Origin of the sequence: Mesorhizobium captivum (genome assembly GCF_033977165.1) — a bacterium.
Classification (GTDB): domain Bacteria; phylum Pseudomonadota; class Alphaproteobacteria; order Rhizobiales; family Rhizobiaceae; genus Mesorhizobium; species Mesorhizobium captivum.
The window spans coordinates 64833-81931 of sequence record NZ_JAVIJB010000020.1 but is presented as its reverse complement, the minus strand read 5'-3'; the positions used below and the strand labels follow the sequence as shown (position 1 = coordinate 81931).

The window sequence follows — 17099 nt, the reverse complement described above, 5'->3', positions numbered from 1 at the left end:
TGGTATCGTGCCCCCTCTCCGCCTCTCGAGCATGCTTCTTTTCTGCTGAATGTGGTCTGAACACTGAGTTGACGTGTTTGCATCACAGATAACCGCTACGTGGCCAGCCAGCGGTTCCGCCGCCCGTCAGCAATGCAGGCACAAAAATTGTGCCAACTTGACTGATCAAACCTGAAGAAGAGAATTCCCATTGCTAATCAATTGTTTAGCCTGTGGAAAAACGTATCGACTGAAAGAGACCGTGTCACGGATCGGCAAGTACCGACAGGATGTGTCGCATTCCGCTGCTCGAAAGATCGAAACAACATACGTTACCTCGTCTTTATGCGAAGCAAACAGCGGTGGGTTGGAAATGCTGTGAGTCGCGCTGTCCCGAATGCCTGCCCGCGGAGCCGAGTAGCTCTCCTCGAATCATCGCAGTTTCTCATCTGATCGTAAGCGGTTAGCTGATGGCGTCTGGCTTGAAGTTCCAGGGCATGAGCATTTCGATTTGGAAGGCAGTGCCAGTGTTGAGCGATGGTTCGTCCAGCGCCCTCGCTGCCGGCAAATTGGCGGTTTTGCGAGTAATTGTCTGGAGCCTGACGGCGCGATCTACGATGTTGGAGTCATTTCGATGCGACCGTCGGTCAGAATCATTCTAGCCCCCCGACGGGTGAGCGCATAGCGGATTGCCTCAGCGGTTTGCATTTTCCGGAGGCCTTGTGTCGGGCGAAATGAGAAATAGGAGGGGTCAAGTCCTCACTTGGCTTGACACCTTGCGCAGTTCCGTGTCGCGCTCGCGACAATGCCCGTAGGTTTTCCTGGCGGAGCGCAGCGCAGCTATCGGCATGCGGACCTCGTCCTCCGCCTTCCACAGTTTGCCTCACGGTCGTGACCGATTTCCTCGCGGCTTGCGAGGCGGCACTGACATGCGGCTCGCAAAATTGCACCGCAGATGCGCCCAACATCCTGCGAGTCTGGCCGTTTTCGTTGCTGCTGGTTTTGGTCCGCAACTTGCTTACGTAGGTACAGGCCGAGTAGCCATCTACTTGGCCACTGAATCCGGCGAGGTGACGCGCTACACAGTCCGCGCCTCTGCTATAGTGTCACGCTGTTCATCACTCGGTGGAACGTGAGGTCAGAATGGTAAGCTGCGCGCTTCGGGCCATCGCTGGAAGCGAAGGTCGGTCGCGTTGTTGTTTAAAGCACCGCCCTTGCCGGTGCATAGACCACTATCCACCTTTCTCGGGCATATACGAGACGGGTGCGACTGGCTATGCTGTTTGCCGATCGATGTGGCCGGTCGACACGAATGCACGATGTCGCGGCCGCCATCAACGCCACCGTATCCCAGCCGTGGGTGAAGAACAGCGCTTGGCTGTGGACCAGGCTCTTCCGAGAAGCGACCGCGCTACATGTTCTCTCTTGCGGACCGGAATCAACTTTGACCATGGTAGGTCGCAGAGGCGGCGCAGAGCTGGAGAACCTGTGTGTCGGATTAGGAGGCTGTTTGAGGCGTCCTCTGCGGATTGTCAGCTATGCTTGTCTAGCACAATCCCCCAACTGATCACGAGTGCTCGGCAACTCGGATACCAACTCGGGTTGGCTAGATGCGCCACAATGGGAGTAACCATATGAAACCGTTAGCCGGCAGGATCGCAATTGTGACGGGTTCCTCGGCCCCGCGCGGGATAGGGCGAGCTATCGCCTTACGTCTCGCTCAGGAGGGAGCCACCATCGTGGTGACGGATTTGGATGGCTCAATAGAAATAGACGGTGTGAATTGCGAAACTAAGCCACTACTGGCCGAAACTGTTGCCATGATAGAGTTGGAGGGCGGACAAGCCATTGCCGTTCCAGTTGATGTTAGCAAGCAAGAGGAAATTGCAGGATGCATCGAGTTAGTGGAACGCAGCTTTGGTAGATTGGACATCCTCGTAAACAATGCGGGTTCACTATCGGGCGCGTCTGATTTTCTCGAGACCACTCCCGATGAATGGGAATTGAGTTTTAGGGTTAACCTGCTTGGCCCGATGATTTTTAGCCGGGCAGCAATACCTGTGATGAAAAATATTGGGGGCGGGTCGATCATCAATATTGGTTCCACCGGCAGCTTGGGCGCAGAAGCCGGTTTTGGAGCATATACCTCTATGAAGCACGGGCTAATCGGATTGACCAAAACTATTGCCGCTGAGTTCGGAGTAGATAAGATTCGCTGCAACGCAGTCTGTCCAGGCTACATTATGACAGATATGCATGCAGCGGCGAACGAACGTTTGGCGCGCGAAGCTCAGTTGTCCGTTTCCGAGGTCGCGACGCGTAGGTATTTGCGCGTAGCTCTTCGAAGGGCGGGAGCCCCGGAAGAGGTGGCCGATGCTGTCGCATACCTTGCCGGGCCACATGCCACTTATGTCACAGGGATAGCGCTACCGGTTGCGGGGGGCGTACCGTTTGGGATCTGATCGTCGCAGCGGGCGGCAAGAAGCCTGTCTGAGTCTACTACCAACGGTCTCGGGCGCTGACTCCTTCGTGACTTGTGTCGCAAGTGGACCGTGTTTCCCTGATGCCGAAGGAAATTCGGCGATGGGTTCAGCGTGCACTTACTGGGGGTGGCTCGCTTCGGCTCCGGAATCGCACGAACGAATGCACATCTGCGAGCCGATCAGCTCGCGAAGAGATCGGCAAACTGCGCCTCGACGTCAATTACTCGAATATTATGCTTTGACAGCCACTCCTCGTTGAAAATTGTGTCCAGGTATTTTGTGCCGCTGTCGCAGGCCAACGCAACAATGCGCGAACTAACCGGTGCCTCACGGGCCAAGCTAAGGGCCTCGTAGATTGCCCCGCCGGTCGAACCGCCGACGAGCACGCCATGCCGCCGGGCCAAATAGTGGCATGTCGAGAAAGCTTCGTCGTCGCCTACTTTTCGACCCCAATCTATTACGTCGTAATCGATCACCATACCGACATTTGCACCTTGGGGAGTACCAGTCCCCGATTGGTGATAGTGCCCCCCCTGGCCGCCAAAGATGATGCTTCCCACAGGTTCTACGCCAATCACTTGGACGCCAGGAACATGCATTCTGAGCTGACGGGCAGTCCCGCAAAGTGACCCGCCGGTGCCGATCGCAGACACAAAATGAGTGATTGTCGGGCCCAGATCATCCAGCAATTCAGTGGCCAGTCCGGCATAGCCAGCTGCGTTGGCTGGATTGTTGTGCTGCTCCGTCCAGTAGTAGCAGTTTTGGATAGCAAACCGTCTCGCTTGCTCGTCACGCTCATCTGTAGCGAGGGCTCCATCGTCATTACCAACGATCTGGACATGGCTGCCAAAAGCACGAACAGTAAGGATTTTGTCGAGGCTTGCATGCGAGTCCATTAGGGCAGTAAATTCGAGCCTACGCACAGCGGAGATCATGGCTAGCGAACTGGCTGTGTTCCCTGAAGAGGATTCGACAATACCAATAGCGACCTCGCTATGTGTGCTCTCGATCATGTTCAATGCCATACGGTCCTTCATCGAGCCTGTAGGATTAAACATTTCAAGTTTGATGTAGAGGTCGACCTCGCCCCTTCGTAAAGAAATGTGCAGCATGGGCGTGCGCCCAATAGTTTCAAGAATGCTATTAACAATCACTAGGCATTCCTCCCTGCGAAGGAGTCTCATCCGATAAGATTTTCCATCCGCACGGATACCTGACAGCGGCTATCTTTTTGGGCAAGGGAATTTGATGGAATGAGCTTTCATTAGAGTCCATTTGGTAACCGGCGGTATTGGCAAATACAACGAGATCTCCTGGGCAAACACCACTCTCAACTGCCAAGCCGCGCCAGCGGATGATATCGGATTCAAGGCAGCTGCGTCCGACCAGGAAATAACGTGCATCGTTTTGAGGCGCCGTGCATCTCTCTCGATGTACGATCGCTGGAGCTGGAACGAAGTCAGCGCCAAACCAAGTCTCGGAAAGTGAAAACGACATACCGTCAAGGACCACGGCAAATCGGTTGCTTCCAAGGTTCTTGACGTCGATCACAGCAAATATGCTGATCCCACATTGGTCGAGGAGCGCACGACCTGGCTGCAACAGGATCGGAATTCGGTTACGCTCTAGAAAGCTTCGGTCTGCGATATCGGCAAGAGCGGTTTGGATGACCGCTACGGCGTGTTGGGGACCGGCAACCTCTGAGGCGTAAGGATAATTCCCCTGTTTTGCCGAGCTAGCCCAATGATCGCCACGACCGTACGCAACCGGATCGAACGTTCGAAGATAGCGCATCGGATACCCACCGCCAATATCGATGCCGCCGGGCGCCAGGCAAGTGGCGCGGACATGCCTAAGGAAGGCGACCGAGGATCGCATTTGTTCCGCGCGATTCTGAACTGTGTAGTCGTTGATATGAAAAGACAGACCGACACGCCCTACTTTGCCCTGTTTAAGCAACGGGAGGCATGCGAGCAGCTGATCGTCCGTCATTCCAAATCGTGAGCCCGGTTCGCTTATAGGGCGGACCCGAAGGAACAGACGGTCGATACCTCCTCCAGTCTGACCCAGCGCGAGAACGCGCTTCAACTCCTCAACGCTGTCGACATGAATTGCCACCCTATGCCGGATGCACAAACGTATTTCGAACTCAGACTTAGCCGGGCCCGTCATCGACATGCGCTCCACTGGAACTAAGTTCAAGAACGCCGAACTCATCTCCTGAGCCGAAGAAACGTCCGCACCAGCGCCGGCCAAAGCGAACGCCCGCAGGAGCGAGGCGGACTTACATGCCTTCAGCGCGAACTGGATTCGGCAATCGCCATAGACAGTACGCAGCTCTTTCAGCCATCCAAAGTAATTGTTCTTGGCCTGTTCCGGAAACACGACGTGCAATGGTGATCCGAATCCATCGACCCAAGCTGCGAGTTCGGATCGGCTGTTGAGCAAATCGATCACCCACCCGCTGAGTAGCGGCTCCGGTTCATCGATCGAATATCCCTGGATCATCAAAGGCTCGTCACTTCAGGTCCTGGAGATCGACGGAACAGCGTGGCAGCATCACCTCCAACTTGTGTCGAGTCGTCTTGAAGCTCATCAGCTTTCCGGAAAGGCCAGCCTGAATGATCTGATCCACGGCAAAAGGGGTTTGGTCATACCATGAAGTCACATGCAAGTTCGGATCGTCGTAGGAGAGCAAGAGGCATGGCGCAAATGACAGACCCAGCTCGATGGCACAGAAACGCCGATGGTGCCCATCCATAATTACTGAATGGCTCCGTTCGACGAAAAACGGCCGGGTCCAGCACCTTTCTTTGGCGATCATTTTGGCAAGCGTCAGCGCACGGCCAATGTCGATCTCCTCGCTCGGTCGGAGCTGGCTGACAGGCAGATTCACTACGGTATAATCAGGCGTCTTTTTTTGGGTGCCGCTCATTCCGGTTTCCTCAGGTTAGTCAATCTGGCACTTGTCAGATTGGCAACGTACTCAGCCCCTGCCCAAAGTCGCGCCGCCATTCATCGATCGGTTGCGAACGCCCAAAAGGCCGTTGACAGACCGTAGGCCCGGCTCGCGAATCAATACACAGCGACAGAGGCGCGACTCACGGGGGCGCAAGCCCAAGCCGCCGCCAGCACGTTGCGCGATAGGACCAAGCCTGCCTTGAACGCCGAAACGAGCCAGTTTTGAGTCAGCGTCTTTTTTTTCGCTTCGAGAAGCATCTGTGAGGGCGGCAGCCGGGCCATAGGTCAGAATCTCACTTGAGTCACCTCCTCAAGGCCATGCAATGCGGGTCACCCTTGATACATCCACAAAGTGCGAAGCCAGATTCTAAAATGTCGAAGCTCATTCGCAAAAAGCACAGCTGCAATCTGAGGCGACAGGGTATAGATGCCAAAAGACCAGTTTTTCTGAACCGGCGGATGCTTGGCAACACCAAGATATCGTCAATTGCCGAGCCAATTAGCGGTGAGTACCGAACAATGAAAATCAGAAAAGGCGAGGACTCGCTGGAACTACTAAGAAAGAGCAATATTTCCGATGTGGAAGTGGACGAGATACGCCGGTTAGCCGGAGAAGACCACGCGAAGCTCTATCGATTAGCTACTAGAAAGCGATTCGGCGAGCCGAACGCATATCTCCGTGGATGTGTTCGTTTCCTTGGCCGCGAGTTCCACATCGATCGCCGCTGCTACATTCCAGATGATTATGCCCATGAACTCGCTGAACGTGTGATCCTTGATGCACCTTACGACGGAAGAATTTTGGAGGTTGGAACTGGTTGCGGATGGCTTTCAATTTCCTTGAAGTGCGAAAGGCCTGATCTTGAAGTCACGGCGTGTGACATAGATCCCAACGTACTGTGCCTAGCAATGGAGAACGCCAAGCGGCACCGCGCTGACATCACCTTTTATGAAAGCTTTTTCGTTGACGATGTACGCGGTCACGAACCCGACTGTATTGTCGCCAATGTTCCGTATGGTGGTGACGCCGAATACTCCGCGCGTGAACTTGAGGAGAGATTACAGATGCCGCCGATTGCAATTTGCGACTCAGAGGGCGTTATCGCACCGCTTGTTGAGTTAGTAAGCTCGATCCAGAATCGAGGGTGGCACCCACGAATTTATCTTGAGACCGGCTATCTAGATCAGCTGCGCTTGCGTCCTGTGATCTCGAGCTGCTGTCACTACGAGCATGTCAGGAATGGCGATTTCGGCTACCTTGTGATGCAGCTGTAGCGCAGCGGCCGCGAACCGTCATTTCCCAAAGTCCAACCCAAATCTCTTCAGATCTTTCCTTCTACAAGCACATTCGCGGAGAGAGTTATGCTGAAGTCGCCGCATCTTTCCAATCTGCAGACTCGCGATATAGAAGCTCTGTTACATCCCTATACACCAACCCATCAACTGAAAACGACGGCCGCGCTTATCATCGAGGGAGGCAAAGGGGTCTTCGTCTACGACAAACAGGGTCGTGCCTACATTGAGGGCTTATCCGGTCTTTGGTGCGCTGGCTTAGGCTTTGGCGACGAGGAGATGATTGAAGCGGCGAAAGAACAACTCCAGGCACTTTCATATTATCATCTGTTCGGCGCGAAGAGCACAGAACCTGCCATTAAGCTCGCCGAAAAGCTCAAGGAGATCGCGCCGATTCCAATCTCGAAAGTGTTCTATACATCCTCAGGCTCAGAGGCGAACGACACCCAGGTCAAACTGGCTTGGTACATGAATAACGCGTTGGGTCGGCCACACAAGAAGAAGATCATCTCCCGCATCAATGCCTATCACGGAGTGACGGTCATGGCTGCATCGCTTACCGGACTGCCGGGCAACCATGCCGGGTGGGATCTGCCTATCGGGCGCGTGCTTCACGCGGAGTGCCCGCATTACTATCGCTTTGCGATCGAGGGAGAGAGAGAGGAAGAGTTCGTACAACGGATGGCGCAGTCGCTGCGCAACCTGATTGAGCGAGAGGAGCCCGACACGATCGCCGCCTTCGTCGCCGAACCCATAATGGGCGCAGGCGGAGTTATCGTGCCGCCGAAGGGATACTACGAGACCATCAATGAGATCTTGGACGAGCACAACATAATTCTAATTGACGATGAGGTTATAACGGGGTTCGGCCGGACAGGTAATTGGTGGGGCTGCGAGACGCTTGGTATGCGACCGACTACGATATCCGTAGCAAAACAGCTCACTTCGGCTTACGCTCCCCTCGGGGCCGTTCTTATCCCTGATGACATCTATCAAGCTTTTTCTCATTCGGAACAGATTCGCTCCTTCGACCATGGCTTTACTTTTGGAGGCCATCCGCTGAGTTGCGCACTGGGGATCAAGGCAATCGAGATTTATCAAGAACGTGACATTCCAGGCCACGTCAGGCAGGTGGCACCGATCTTCGCGAGACGCATGAAAAAACTCGCCGAGCACCCGCTCATCGGCGAAGCCCGCTATTGCGGGCTGATCGGCGGCGCCGAAATCGTGGCCGACAAACGGACCAAACGGTCCTTCGATCCGAGACATGGTATCGGTCCGCAGATCGCGAAATCCGCCGAGCGACATGGCGCAATCCTGCGGGCGCTCGGCGATACCATCGCTTTCTGTCCGCCAATGATCATTTCTGAGGACGAGCTTGAGGAACTCTTCGATCGCTTCGAGAAAGCGCTCGTTGACGTCGCAACTTGGATAGCAAAGGAGAACTTGGCCGAGGGTTGATTGCGTAAATGGGCGGTCGTGTTGCAACAGGGTGGCTCTCCAGGACAGAATGTAAACCATGAGTACGTTTGCGGACTATCGATGAAACGTAAGACCGTATGTCCGCCTCTGCCGGTGAGGTGGCTCGCCCTACACTGCGCGTCCGAGGGTTGCTCGGGCGGGCCGAGCGGATCCTCACCACAGGAGGACGAGCGGTGGCGGATTATAGAGAAGCATTTGTCGGAATCGATGTTGCGAAGCTGAAGAACGCTATTGCGACTGCGGAGGCGGGCCGGGAGGGAGAGGCGGACATACGGTCTTACGATGAAACGCTCTGTTTCGGGTTTAATGGTGCTGCCCGGGACCCCTGAAGCGATTTTTGCTGGTCGATCGCAAGACGTCGGATTGATGGCAACAGGCATCTCGACTACCCGCGCCCAAACGATGCGCGCTGGTCAGCCTTGATGTCTCGCTTCGCGTCCCAGCAAGGCCGTGCTTAGATCGCCGATAATGACGATTTTGGCAACGGCAATTTTGACCGGCTGACGCTTTCCGGCATCGGCAAAGATGACCGCATTCGACCACACTCTCAAGGTGCTATAGCGTGGATGCCGAGAATGTCGCGGTACGTCTCCGCCACCTCGCTACCTTCCGAGTGATCGGGAGGCTACCGTGAGAGGCGGTGCCGCGGCCTTAAGAACGTGCATCAACGCAACCTGCCCTCGTGCTCAATAATGGCGACCCAATTGTTAGTCGCCGCTGTCATAAGCGTCGAAAACCATGAAATATTTCTTCATCGGCTCGTCCTGCTGCCACAATCCAGTGAAGCCGCAGGGCATGAAGAAGCTGTCGCCCTTTTCGAAAATCTCGCGGCGACCGTCCTCTTCGATTATTGTGACTGAGCCCTCAATAACATGCATGAATTCGTCTTTGGGATAGTTTACAATTTTTTCGGTGTAGGCCGTCGCTTCCCAGATGCCCACGCGCACTTGACCTGGGATCTTTCGATCGGCGATGTAAAAACGGCACCGTCGCTGCGTCGGTTCGCCAGCGATGACACCGGTATGGGACAGCTTCTCCCACGGGCTCATGCCACTGATTGGGTCCCCTTCGGCTCGCATGCGTATTATACGAACAGGTACATGCTCAATAGACTTCATTTACTTTGACCTTCGATTGAGGAAACAGTACTAGGGACTGACTCGCCTGGGCCAAGGACGTTGACTAACAGGCTCGAGCTCGGCTGGAAAAAAATCGCCAACCTGTTTTGAGATTGAGCTTTTCCGGCGGCTATACGCGCGCGTTCTTCATTCGGTGGCAGTCCGAAGAAGGATCGATATGTGTGAGCAAAATGAGAGGCTGACGAATATCCACAGGCGAAGGCAATCTTCGCGATCGGGTAGCGCGTATTGACGAGCAGCGATTGTCCCTTCTGGAGCCGCAAAGCAGTGTAAACCCTGCCCGGAGCGACGCCAAACTCGGCTTCGAAGCGGCGGTGCAACTGTCGAAGCGATACGTTGCACCGCGCTGCAATCTTCTCAAGAGACAGTGGGTTTGGGATCGCCTGACGCATGGCTTCAATCGCCATAGACAGCGTCTTGTCTCGTATGATCAGGCTGGCGTGTGCATCCTTCAGGAAAAAGCACTCTCGTACGTATCGGGCAATCTCCTCGCCTTGGTGCTGCGCCAGCCAGATCAACATCATATCGAGGACGGCCATTCCACCGCTGCACGTAATGATGCGCCCACTTTGCTCCATACCGGAGCTGCGGAAGTTGACGTTCGGGAAGCGTTCCCGCGCGCTGTCGAACTCTTCCCAATGAACCGTCGCAATCCGTCCATCAAGCACGCCGGCCTGGGCCAAGAGAATAGGCGCGGTGTCAACTGCGAGGATCCATGCGCCGTGCCGCACCGCCGCTCTAAGCCAGCTCGATAGCCGCAATGACCCGGCCGCGTCTGGGAAATAGGAGGCGTTGAGAAAGATGATCTCGGCTGGGGGCGCGTCACTGTCGAAATGGTATTGTGTCGCGAGCGTGAAGCCGTTGCTGGCGCGCGGCGCATCTGATTGGACACCTTTGATCACCCAGTCGAATGCCTTGCGACGATGGGCAAGGTTCACAAAGCGCAATGCTTCGAGAATCAAGGTCGTCGTCAGCATCGAGAAGCCGTCCGCCAGAACGACATCGATCAGGACGGGCTTGGGATCCGAGTGAGAGGGCTTGTCTGCCATGCTAGCTGCGATTGAAACGCTGCGAACTGAACGGCGCAAGGTCATAGTCGCTTCGGCCCTTTGCGATCAAATCAGCGATAGTCTTGCCGACGATTGGTCCGAGGCCGAACCCATGGCCGCTGAGGCCCGCCGCAACGAACAGTCCGCTCGGTCGGCCGACGGCATCGATCACCGGAAGTTCGTCAGGCATATAGTCGATGTAACCGGCCCATGCCCGTTCGTAGTGGACCAAGCCAGCGCTGGGATATTCTTCAGCAAACCTCCCCGCGGCCCGCTTGAGCCCCTTCCAGTCGGGCTGCGGATCGAGCGTCCGGTGCGTCGTGAAATCGGCGAACTCACCCATCAGGTCGCGCATCATCGGCTTGCCGAGGCTAAACCTCAGGTTCCGCCAGTTCCGGCTCGCCAAGGGGAGGAATTTGAATCCATGCACGAAGCTGTCGAGCATCAGGTCATGAAAGCCGTCTTCTGCCACGGCGATATTGACGCGCCCGTCGGGACGCTGCCGGTAAGCGCACTTACCCCAGACCACGAGCTTGCGCATATCGATCGGCAGCACGCCGGTCCGACCAACGGACCCACGCACCCACAGGCTGGGATGCTCGATCCCCAACGGCTTCAGAAGCCGGCTGGTCCACGCGCCCGATGCGAGAACGACGGTCTCGCAACCCAACCGGCCCTGTTCCGACGCCACGCCGGCCACGACTCCATTCCACACGTCGATCGAAAGAGCGGCCGTGAATTCCATAACCGTGGCGCCGAGACGCTTGGCTGCCCGGGCAAATGCCGGGGCGACCTTCTCCGGTTCGGCATTGCCGTCGGTCGCGGTGAACAGCGCGCCTCGACAGTCTTGGGCGTTGTAGTGCGGGAGCAGATCCGCAACCTCACTCGAGCTTAATAGCCGGGTGGTCAGATCAAATTCGCGAGCAATCGGCATGAACGACTCGGAACGCTCGCGCATGGCGTCGTCGTAGATCACCCGCATTTGGCCTTGCTGGCGCCAGTCGATGTTTTCGCCGAGTTCCGTCTCAATGCTGCGCCAGATCTTCAGGCAGTCGAGCATCATCGGGATTTCGCTTGGATCGCGCCCTTGTGTGCGGACCGCGCCCCAGTTGCGGCTGGACTGCTCACCGTTGATGCGACCCTTCTCGACGAGGGCAACCCGTTTACCAGCCTTTGCGAGATAATAGGCAGCGGCCGTTCCAACAATGCCACCGCCGATCACCACAGTGTCGAAGCGCGAACTCATTGGTCTGACTTGGCCGCAACCTGTGGATAATGCTGAGCCGTAAATTCTGATGATATGAAGCCGTCGCGAAGACTGCGGGCCACCTCGACGCAGTCACGCTCTGCCGGATTGCCGAAACCGCCGCCACCGGGAGATATAAGGCGCACCGCGTCCCCCTTGGCCATGATGCGATCGACCACGAACATTTCGATCTCCTCGACCGCGCCATCGGCGCGGTGATATTCGAGCGAGGCGCGGCCGCCCTCGCCACCGCCGAAGATGCCTGGGGCCGGGCTCTTCTTCCCGTCCGCCTTGGTCGAGACCGACACGCCGTCGACGAGGGACCCGATGTCCCGGATGATGGCGGCTCCGCCTTGGGTCCTGCCCGGCCCGGCCGTATCGGTAGCGAGAGCGTACTCCCGCACGATAAGCGGAAACTCGATCTCGAGGGGTTCGGCAGGCGTGTTCGACGTGTTGGTGATTCCCACCTGAGTGCCGTGCATGCCGTCCTTATGGAGCGTCGCGCCGACCCCGCCGGCAACCGCCTCGACATAGACGAAAGGCTCCCCGGACCGGCGCTTGCCGTAAAACGCCATGCCTGTGTTGATATCCGCGGACGGCGCAACAGCGCGCTCGCGCGGTAGCGCCTGGGCGAAGGCGAGCGTGATAGCGCGGACGACCCGCTGAGCCGTATATTCCCGGTTACCGACGGCCGCTGGAAACTCGGGATTGACGATGGTGCCTGCCGGCGCTTCAATGCGCACCGGCCGGAACATGCCGAAGTTGCTTGGGATAGACGGGTCCACCATCATGTTGATGCCGCAGAAGACGGCGGCCAGCAGCGGGTAACGACCCATATTGATCGAACCCCTCGCCTGCCGGTCGGTGCCGGTGAAATCAAGCCTTACATCGCCTTCTTGGATTCGCACCGAGAGGCAGATTTTCTTGCGCGGACCCGGTACGCCCTCGTCATCGGTATAAACCTCCGAACGGTACACGCCGTCCGGCAGTTCCTCGAGTCTCCGACGCATTCTCCGCTCGGTATAAGTGAGCAGATCGGCCATGCTCTTTTGCACGCGCGAAAGCCCGTACTCCCGCGAGAGTCTGCGCAAGCTCCGCGCGCCCTGACTGTTCGCAGCGATTTGCACCTTCAGATCGAGGATGCGCTCCATCGGATCGCGGGTGTTGTGGGCGATCATCGCGAGCAGATCCTCGTCCAGCACTCCTTCGCGGACGATGCGCATGTGCGGAATGCGAATGCCCTCAGCAAAGACGCTGGTGAGGATGTGATCCGTTGAACCGGGCACGACTCCGCCGACGTCGGAGTGGTGGCCGATATTGCCGATGAAATATTCGATCCTGCCATCGATGAAGACGGGTGTGATGATCGCGATATCGTTGCTGTGCGAGCCGCCTGCTAGGTAGACATCGTTGCAGATGAATACGTCTCCCTCACGAAAGCTCTCGATATTGCGGGACTTCAGCAGGGTTTCGACCCCACCCATCACGCCCGAAAGCAGCATTGGGATGTAAAGCGCCTGACATATCAGCCTGCCATCCCGGTCGAAGATCGCGACCGAGGCATCCTTTCGCTCCTTGATGTTGGTGGAAAACGAGGAGCGGATCAGCGTGTTCATCACCTCATCGGTGATCGACAGCAGTCGATTGTTGAAGACTTCCATGTCGATGGCGTTGATCTGGCACATGGTCAAGCGGCCTTTCGGGTGAGCACAAGGTTGCGCCATTGGTCGACCATGGCTGTCCAACTTTCGGGAAGAACGGTCGTCGCGGTCAGTTCTTCGATGACGGCAGGTCCGATGATCGTCGCGCCCGCCGGCAACTGGTCACGGTCATAAATGGCGGCTTCCGCCCAGCCGCCATTTTCCTCGCCCATATGCACCGTGCGCGTCCCAAGGTGTGCCTGGTCGAGCGTACCCAAGACGGCGGGTGGTTTTTGCAAGGGCGTCGCTATCCTGCCGATCGCCTCAATCCGCACATTGACGATCTCGATCTCGCGGTCCTCGACGTGGTAGCCATAGACCTCGTCGTTGACTTGGTAGAACGCGCGGATGAAGGCCTCTTTGTCCGCTAGGTCATCTTCGACGCGGACTTCGAAATTCTGGCCGATATAGCGCGCCTCGATCATCCGGACGTATCCACGCAATGCTTCGGGAACGCCTTCGCTTACGAGCCACTGCTCGGCTTCCAGGGCCATCGCCTGCGCCTGGTCGAGGACCTCGCGCCAGCTTGCATCGGAAAGCACCCTCACATGGGACTTAACGAAGCTCCGGGAGATGTCAGAGAGCAGAACTCCGCGCGCACACATAGTTCCAGGCGCCTCCGGGACCAGAACGGTCGGGATCCCCACTTCGTCGGCAACGAACGTCGCATGCAGCGGCCCTGCGCCCCCGAATGCCACCAAAGCGAAGTCCTTAACGTCGCAGCCACGCTCGATCGAGATGGACCGGATTGCGCGCGCCATGTTGGCGACCGCAATTCGGATGATGCCGTCGGCCGCGTTGTCGGACGAAACGCCGATCTTGGCGGCCATTGCGGTTACGGCGCCACTGGCTGCCGCTCGGTCAACAGGCATCGCGCCGCCAAGGAGCGCTATTGGATTGAGCCGGCCCATATGGAGGTTCGCGTCGGTAATCGTTGGTTCGGTGCCGCCGCGCATATAGCCGACGGGTCCCGGAATCGCGCCGGCGGAGTGAGGACCTGCCTTGAGGGCGCCCGCGTCGTCGACCCAGGCGATGGAACCGCCACCGGCGCCGATTACATGCACATCGACCATTGGGCAGCGCACCGGGTAGCCAGCAACCTCCCGCAGTGGCGTATAGGCGCCGCGCCCGTTGAGGACGAGCGAGACATCTGTCGACGTGCCCCCGACGTCGAAGGTGACCGCATTGGGAAATCCGGCTGCAGCGGCAACCTGTGCTGCTCCCACCACGCCGGCGGCTGGTCCCGAAAGGCAGGTCCGGACCGGATAGGCCTTGGCCGTTTCCATCGACATCAGGCCTCCATTGGAATGCACTGTGTGCGGCACTGCCCGGACTCCCAGCCGCTCTGAGTGCCGCATGAGACGGTCCAGGTACCCAGCCATTCTGGGCGCCAGGTAGGCGTTCATCACCGTCGTTGAGAACCGCTCGAACTCGCGGAATTCGGGCTGGACGTCCGAACTGAGCGAGATCGGCACGCCGGGAAGCTCCTCGCGCAGAATTTCCGCAGCGCGTTTTTCGTGGGAGTCGTAGCGGTATGCGTGGACAAAGCAAACTGCGACGGCCGCGACCCCGGCCGCACGCAACTGGGCCCCTGCTAAACGTACAGCGGCCTCGTCCAGGGGTATGAGCTCCTCGCCCTCGGCCGTGTACCTTCCCGCGACCTCGATACGCAACCATCGCTCGACGAGTGGCGCTGGACGATGAATGGAATAGTCGTACAGATGCGGGCGTTGCTGGCGCGCGATTTCGAGCACATCCCGGAAACCCTTCGTGGTAACGAGACCGGTGAGTGTGCCTTTGCGTTCAATAATCATGTTCGTTGCGACCGTGGTCCCATGACCGAAATGCACGATCGCCTGGGGGTAAAAGCCCGCGCCGATAATCTGCGCCAGACCATTCCCAATTGCCTCTGACGGGTCATGAGGCGTAGATGGTGTTTTGAAGTGGTACAACTTACCCGCGACTTCGTCTGTCAGAGACAAATCGGTGAATGTCCCGCCGACGTCGACCCCAATCCGATACCGATCCTGCTCCATGCCACCCGATCCTAATCAAGAAGTCTGAACACAAGCATTGTCCGCTTTCTGACAAATCGACAGTCAGAATCCGGCCAAACAATAGCGCTTTTGTGCCAGTTACATCGAGATCGACCTCGCGTGTTCGGGCGTCCCGGGAGGGCTGGTTTGGCTCTTACAGCGGTTTGTCGGAGTGACCGGTGGCCAGGCCAGGGATCAGTTTCCTGCCCGAGCAAATTTACTCCGCAGCAATTGTGTCACCTTTCCGACAATGGCAGCCTGCGTCCACCGAGTCCCCGGACGACTTTTCTCGCCAGCATTGCCGATGATGGCCGACACAGGCAGCTAGCGGTCTTCGAGAGAAGATCTGCGATCTTTCCATTCGGAAAACCTGAAGGATGGTGTCGTGGTATGCGACAGGTGCAACTGTCGGTTTATCAAACTTTCGGTCAGGACCGAAGGCTCGCTGCGCCGATGTTCACCTCACACAGTGGCCAGGCGTCGCGGCCTTGGCGATTGCCTAGGGAATCTTACGCGAGAAGCTCGCTTTTGCCTGCGCAGAATGTCTTCGACAACGCGATTATTCAACTGTCGTTCACTCAGATGATCAGCGTTGCGAAGCCAGTTTCCTCGTCAAAACATTCGGGACGGCCAAGATCGAGAAGAAGAGAATCGAGAAACTCTTTCTTTAGCTAGCTCTTTGACCTCATACCTAAAGGCATCATCCAGATGCTGACTCTCTTGCGCCGCGGGCTGTCCAGGGCCTTGTGCAGCATGGACATCTTTGGAGGCGGTTGGCCAGAGCCGCAGTCAGGCCTCGCCGGATGGAAAAGATGGCGCCGCGACGCCGTGAGTTTTATGAGACCGGTGCGCGACGACCTGGGCAACCTGGGTATAGGAGACAGACAGTTCGCGGTCGACCCGCACGATCTTCATCTGTAAGCCCTTCAATACCATCCCGTACGAACCGGCGGCGCCACTTGCCAACCGTGTGCTCGTGAACACGCAGGCGATCGTGCCGAGACATTCAAGCTTTCCTCTGATCCGCTCTTGTTGACAAGGTGCAGGACATCGTCGGTCTTTACATGTCGCCTCCGGATCGGGCGGAGGCTCGACTGGCTACAAAGTCCAGCCGCGGGCGTCGAGCGCCGCATGCTCTATCGCGTTGGCGGCGAAGTCGCTCGAGCGACTTCCATCGTTCGCTACGCTCCCGGGAGTGCCTTTCCGCGCCATGTCCATGCCGGCGGCGAAGAAATTCTCGTCCTTGAGGGAACCTTCCAGGACGAGCATGGTGACTATCCGGCGGGAAGCTATTTCCGCAACCCGCCAGGCACCTCGCATGTGCCTGCATCGAAGGAGGGATGCACGATCTTCGTCCGTCTCTGGCAATTCCGGAAGGGTGACGACCTGCAGATCGTCCGCCGGCCCGGCGAGGGCGAAGCCGCATTGCTGCGCGAGGGCGCCAAAGAAGCGCGTCTCCTGTTCGACGACGATGAGGAACGTGTCTCAACCGAGGTCTGGCGGCCCGGCTCCGCCCTAAAGATCGACAATCACCGTGGCCTCGAGTTCCTGGTGCTGTCCGGCAGCCTCGCCGTCGGAGGCGAGAAACTGGAACCGCAAAGTTGGGGTCGCTTGCCTGCGGGCAATCCTCTTGAGGCGATAACAGGGCCGCAGGGCGCTCAGATCTGGATCAAGGACGCCCCTCTTCAGCATGCCGACGTGTTGCCGATGCCAGGTTGATGCACTGCGGCG

12 protein-coding genes and 2 pseudogenes are annotated in these 17099 nt (G+C 57.5%); 4 read left to right on the top strand and 10 right to left on the bottom strand.

Annotated features, from left to right (window positions below):
• Positions 1-442: 442 nt before the first annotated feature.
• A pseudogene (locus RFM40_RS18245) lies at positions 443-1079 on the bottom strand (IS66 family transposase); the annotation flags it as partial.
• A 534-nt stretch (positions 1080-1613) separates the two neighbouring features.
• On the opposite strand from RFM40_RS18245, the gene RFM40_RS18240 reads away from it, so the two are divergent.
• On the top strand, positions 1614-2441 hold the full coding sequence (locus tag RFM40_RS18240) for an SDR family NAD(P)-dependent oxidoreductase (RefSeq protein ID WP_320277932.1): 828 nt from the start codon (positions 1614-1616) through the stop codon (positions 2439-2441).
• A 200-nt stretch (positions 2442-2641) separates the two neighbouring features.
• On the opposite strand, the gene RFM40_RS18235 is transcribed toward RFM40_RS18240, so the two are convergent.
• The 3 genes from RFM40_RS18235 to RFM40_RS18225 are packed head-to-tail and all read right to left on the bottom strand — an operon-like array spanning position 2642 to position 5397.
• Complete coding sequence (locus tag RFM40_RS18235; protein ID WP_320277931.1) at positions 2642-3616, bottom strand: PLP-dependent cysteine synthase family protein; 975 nt, start codon at positions 3614-3616, stop codon at positions 2642-2644.
• Positions 3606-4970, bottom strand: coding sequence for a type III PLP-dependent enzyme domain-containing protein (locus RFM40_RS18230; RefSeq protein WP_320277930.1), 1365 nt, complete (start codon positions 4968-4970; stop codon positions 3606-3608). Before RFM40_RS18230 ends, RFM40_RS18235 begins: the two co-directional genes overlap by 11 nt.
• 10 nt (positions 4971-4980) lie before the next feature.
• On the bottom strand, positions 4981-5397 hold the full coding sequence (locus tag RFM40_RS18225) for a ParB N-terminal domain-containing protein (RefSeq protein ID WP_320277929.1): 417 nt from the start codon (positions 5395-5397) through the stop codon (positions 4981-4983).
• A 398-nt stretch (positions 5398-5795) separates the two neighbouring features.
• On the opposite strand from RFM40_RS18225, the gene RFM40_RS18220 reads away from it, so the two are divergent.
• Together RFM40_RS18220 and RFM40_RS18215 are read left to right on the top strand one after the other, a co-directional pair.
• Positions 5796-6698 carry a class I SAM-dependent methyltransferase gene (locus RFM40_RS18220; protein ID WP_320277928.1) on the top strand — a complete coding sequence of 301 codons (903 nt, stop codon included), beginning with the start codon at positions 5796-5798 and terminating at the stop codon, positions 6696-6698.
• Positions 6699-6785: 87 nt separating this feature from the next.
• Positions 6786-8177 carry an aminotransferase gene (locus RFM40_RS18215; RefSeq protein ID WP_320277927.1) on the top strand — a complete coding sequence of 464 codons (1392 nt, stop codon included), beginning with the start codon at positions 6786-6788 and terminating at the stop codon, positions 8175-8177.
• Between the two features lie 728 nt (positions 8178-8905).
• Here RFM40_RS18215 and RFM40_RS18205 read toward each other — a convergent pair.
• From RFM40_RS18205 to RFM40_RS18180, 6 genes and pseudogenes are all read right to left on the bottom strand, one after another.
• The gene (locus RFM40_RS18205; protein WP_320277926.1) at positions 8906-9316 is read right to left on the bottom strand and encodes a cupin domain-containing protein; all 411 of its coding nucleotides are present in this window, start codon (positions 9314-9316) and stop codon (positions 8906-8908) included.
• Entirely contained in the window at positions 9313-10386 is a 1074-nt protein-coding gene (locus tag RFM40_RS18200; RefSeq protein ID WP_320277925.1) for a GlxA family transcriptional regulator, read from the bottom strand. The genes RFM40_RS18205 and RFM40_RS18200 overlap by 4 nt, the downstream gene beginning before the upstream one ends.
• A gap of 1 nt (position 10387) precedes the next feature.
• Positions 10388-11632 carry an NAD(P)/FAD-dependent oxidoreductase gene (locus tag RFM40_RS18195; protein WP_320277924.1) on the bottom strand — a complete coding sequence of 415 codons (1245 nt, stop codon included), beginning with the start codon at positions 11630-11632 and terminating at the stop codon, positions 10388-10390.
• Positions 11629-13317, bottom strand: coding sequence for a hydantoinase B/oxoprolinase family protein (locus RFM40_RS18190; protein WP_320277923.1), 1689 nt, complete (start codon positions 13315-13317; stop codon positions 11629-11631). The genes RFM40_RS18195 and RFM40_RS18190 overlap by 4 nt, the downstream gene beginning before the upstream one ends.
• Before the next feature lie 2 nt (positions 13318-13319).
• Positions 13320-15368 (bottom strand): hydantoinase/oxoprolinase family protein, encoded by a 2049-nt coding sequence (locus tag RFM40_RS18185; RefSeq protein ID WP_320277922.1) that lies wholly within the window; start codon positions 15366-15368, stop codon positions 13320-13322.
• 883 nt (positions 15369-16251) lie between these two features.
• Positions 16252-16356 (bottom strand): annotated as a pseudogene (locus RFM40_RS18180) (helix-turn-helix domain-containing protein); the annotation flags it as partial.
• An 89-nt stretch (positions 16357-16445) separates the two neighbouring features.
• Here RFM40_RS18180 and RFM40_RS18175 point away from each other — a divergent pair.
• Positions 16446-17087, top strand: coding sequence for a cupin domain-containing protein (locus tag RFM40_RS18175; protein WP_320277962.1), 642 nt, complete (start codon positions 16446-16448; stop codon positions 17085-17087).
• The last annotated feature ends 12 nt before the right edge of the window (positions 17088-17099 follow it).

What these genes read in the sequence shown, in the direction of transcription:
- RFM40_RS18240 (WP_320277932.1), top strand. Translation starts at nt 1,614, where the DNA reads ATGAAACCGTTAGCCGGCAGGATCGCAATTGTGACGGGTTCCTCGGCC.
- RFM40_RS18230 (WP_320277930.1), bottom strand. Translation starts at nt 4,970, where the DNA reads ATGATCCAGGGATATTCGATCGATGAACCGGAGCCGCTACTCAGCGGG.
- RFM40_RS18225 (WP_320277929.1), bottom strand. Translation starts at nt 5,397, where the DNA reads ATGAGCGGCACCCAAAAAAAGACGCCTGATTATACCGTAGTGAATCTG.
- RFM40_RS18220 (WP_320277928.1), top strand. Translation starts at nt 5,796, where the DNA reads ATGTCGAAGCTCATTCGCAAAAAGCACAGCTGCAATCTGAGGCGACAG.
- RFM40_RS18215 (WP_320277927.1), top strand. Translation starts at nt 6,786, where the DNA reads ATGCTGAAGTCGCCGCATCTTTCCAATCTGCAGACTCGCGATATAGAA.
- RFM40_RS18205 (WP_320277926.1), bottom strand. Translation starts at nt 9,316, where the DNA reads ATGAAGTCTATTGAGCATGTACCTGTTCGTATAATACGCATGCGAGCC.
- RFM40_RS18200 (WP_320277925.1), bottom strand. Translation starts at nt 10,386, where the DNA reads ATGGCAGACAAGCCCTCTCACTCGGATCCCAAGCCCGTCCTGATCGAT.
- RFM40_RS18195 (WP_320277924.1), bottom strand. Translation starts at nt 11,632, where the DNA reads ATGAGTTCGCGCTTCGACACTGTGGTGATCGGCGGTGGCATTGTTGGA.
- RFM40_RS18190 (WP_320277923.1), bottom strand. Translation starts at nt 13,317, where the DNA reads ATGTGCCAGATCAACGCCATCGACATGGAAGTCTTCAACAATCGACTG.
- RFM40_RS18185 (WP_320277922.1), bottom strand. Translation starts at nt 15,368, where the DNA reads ATGGAGCAGGATCGGTATCGGATTGGGGTCGACGTCGGCGGGACATTC.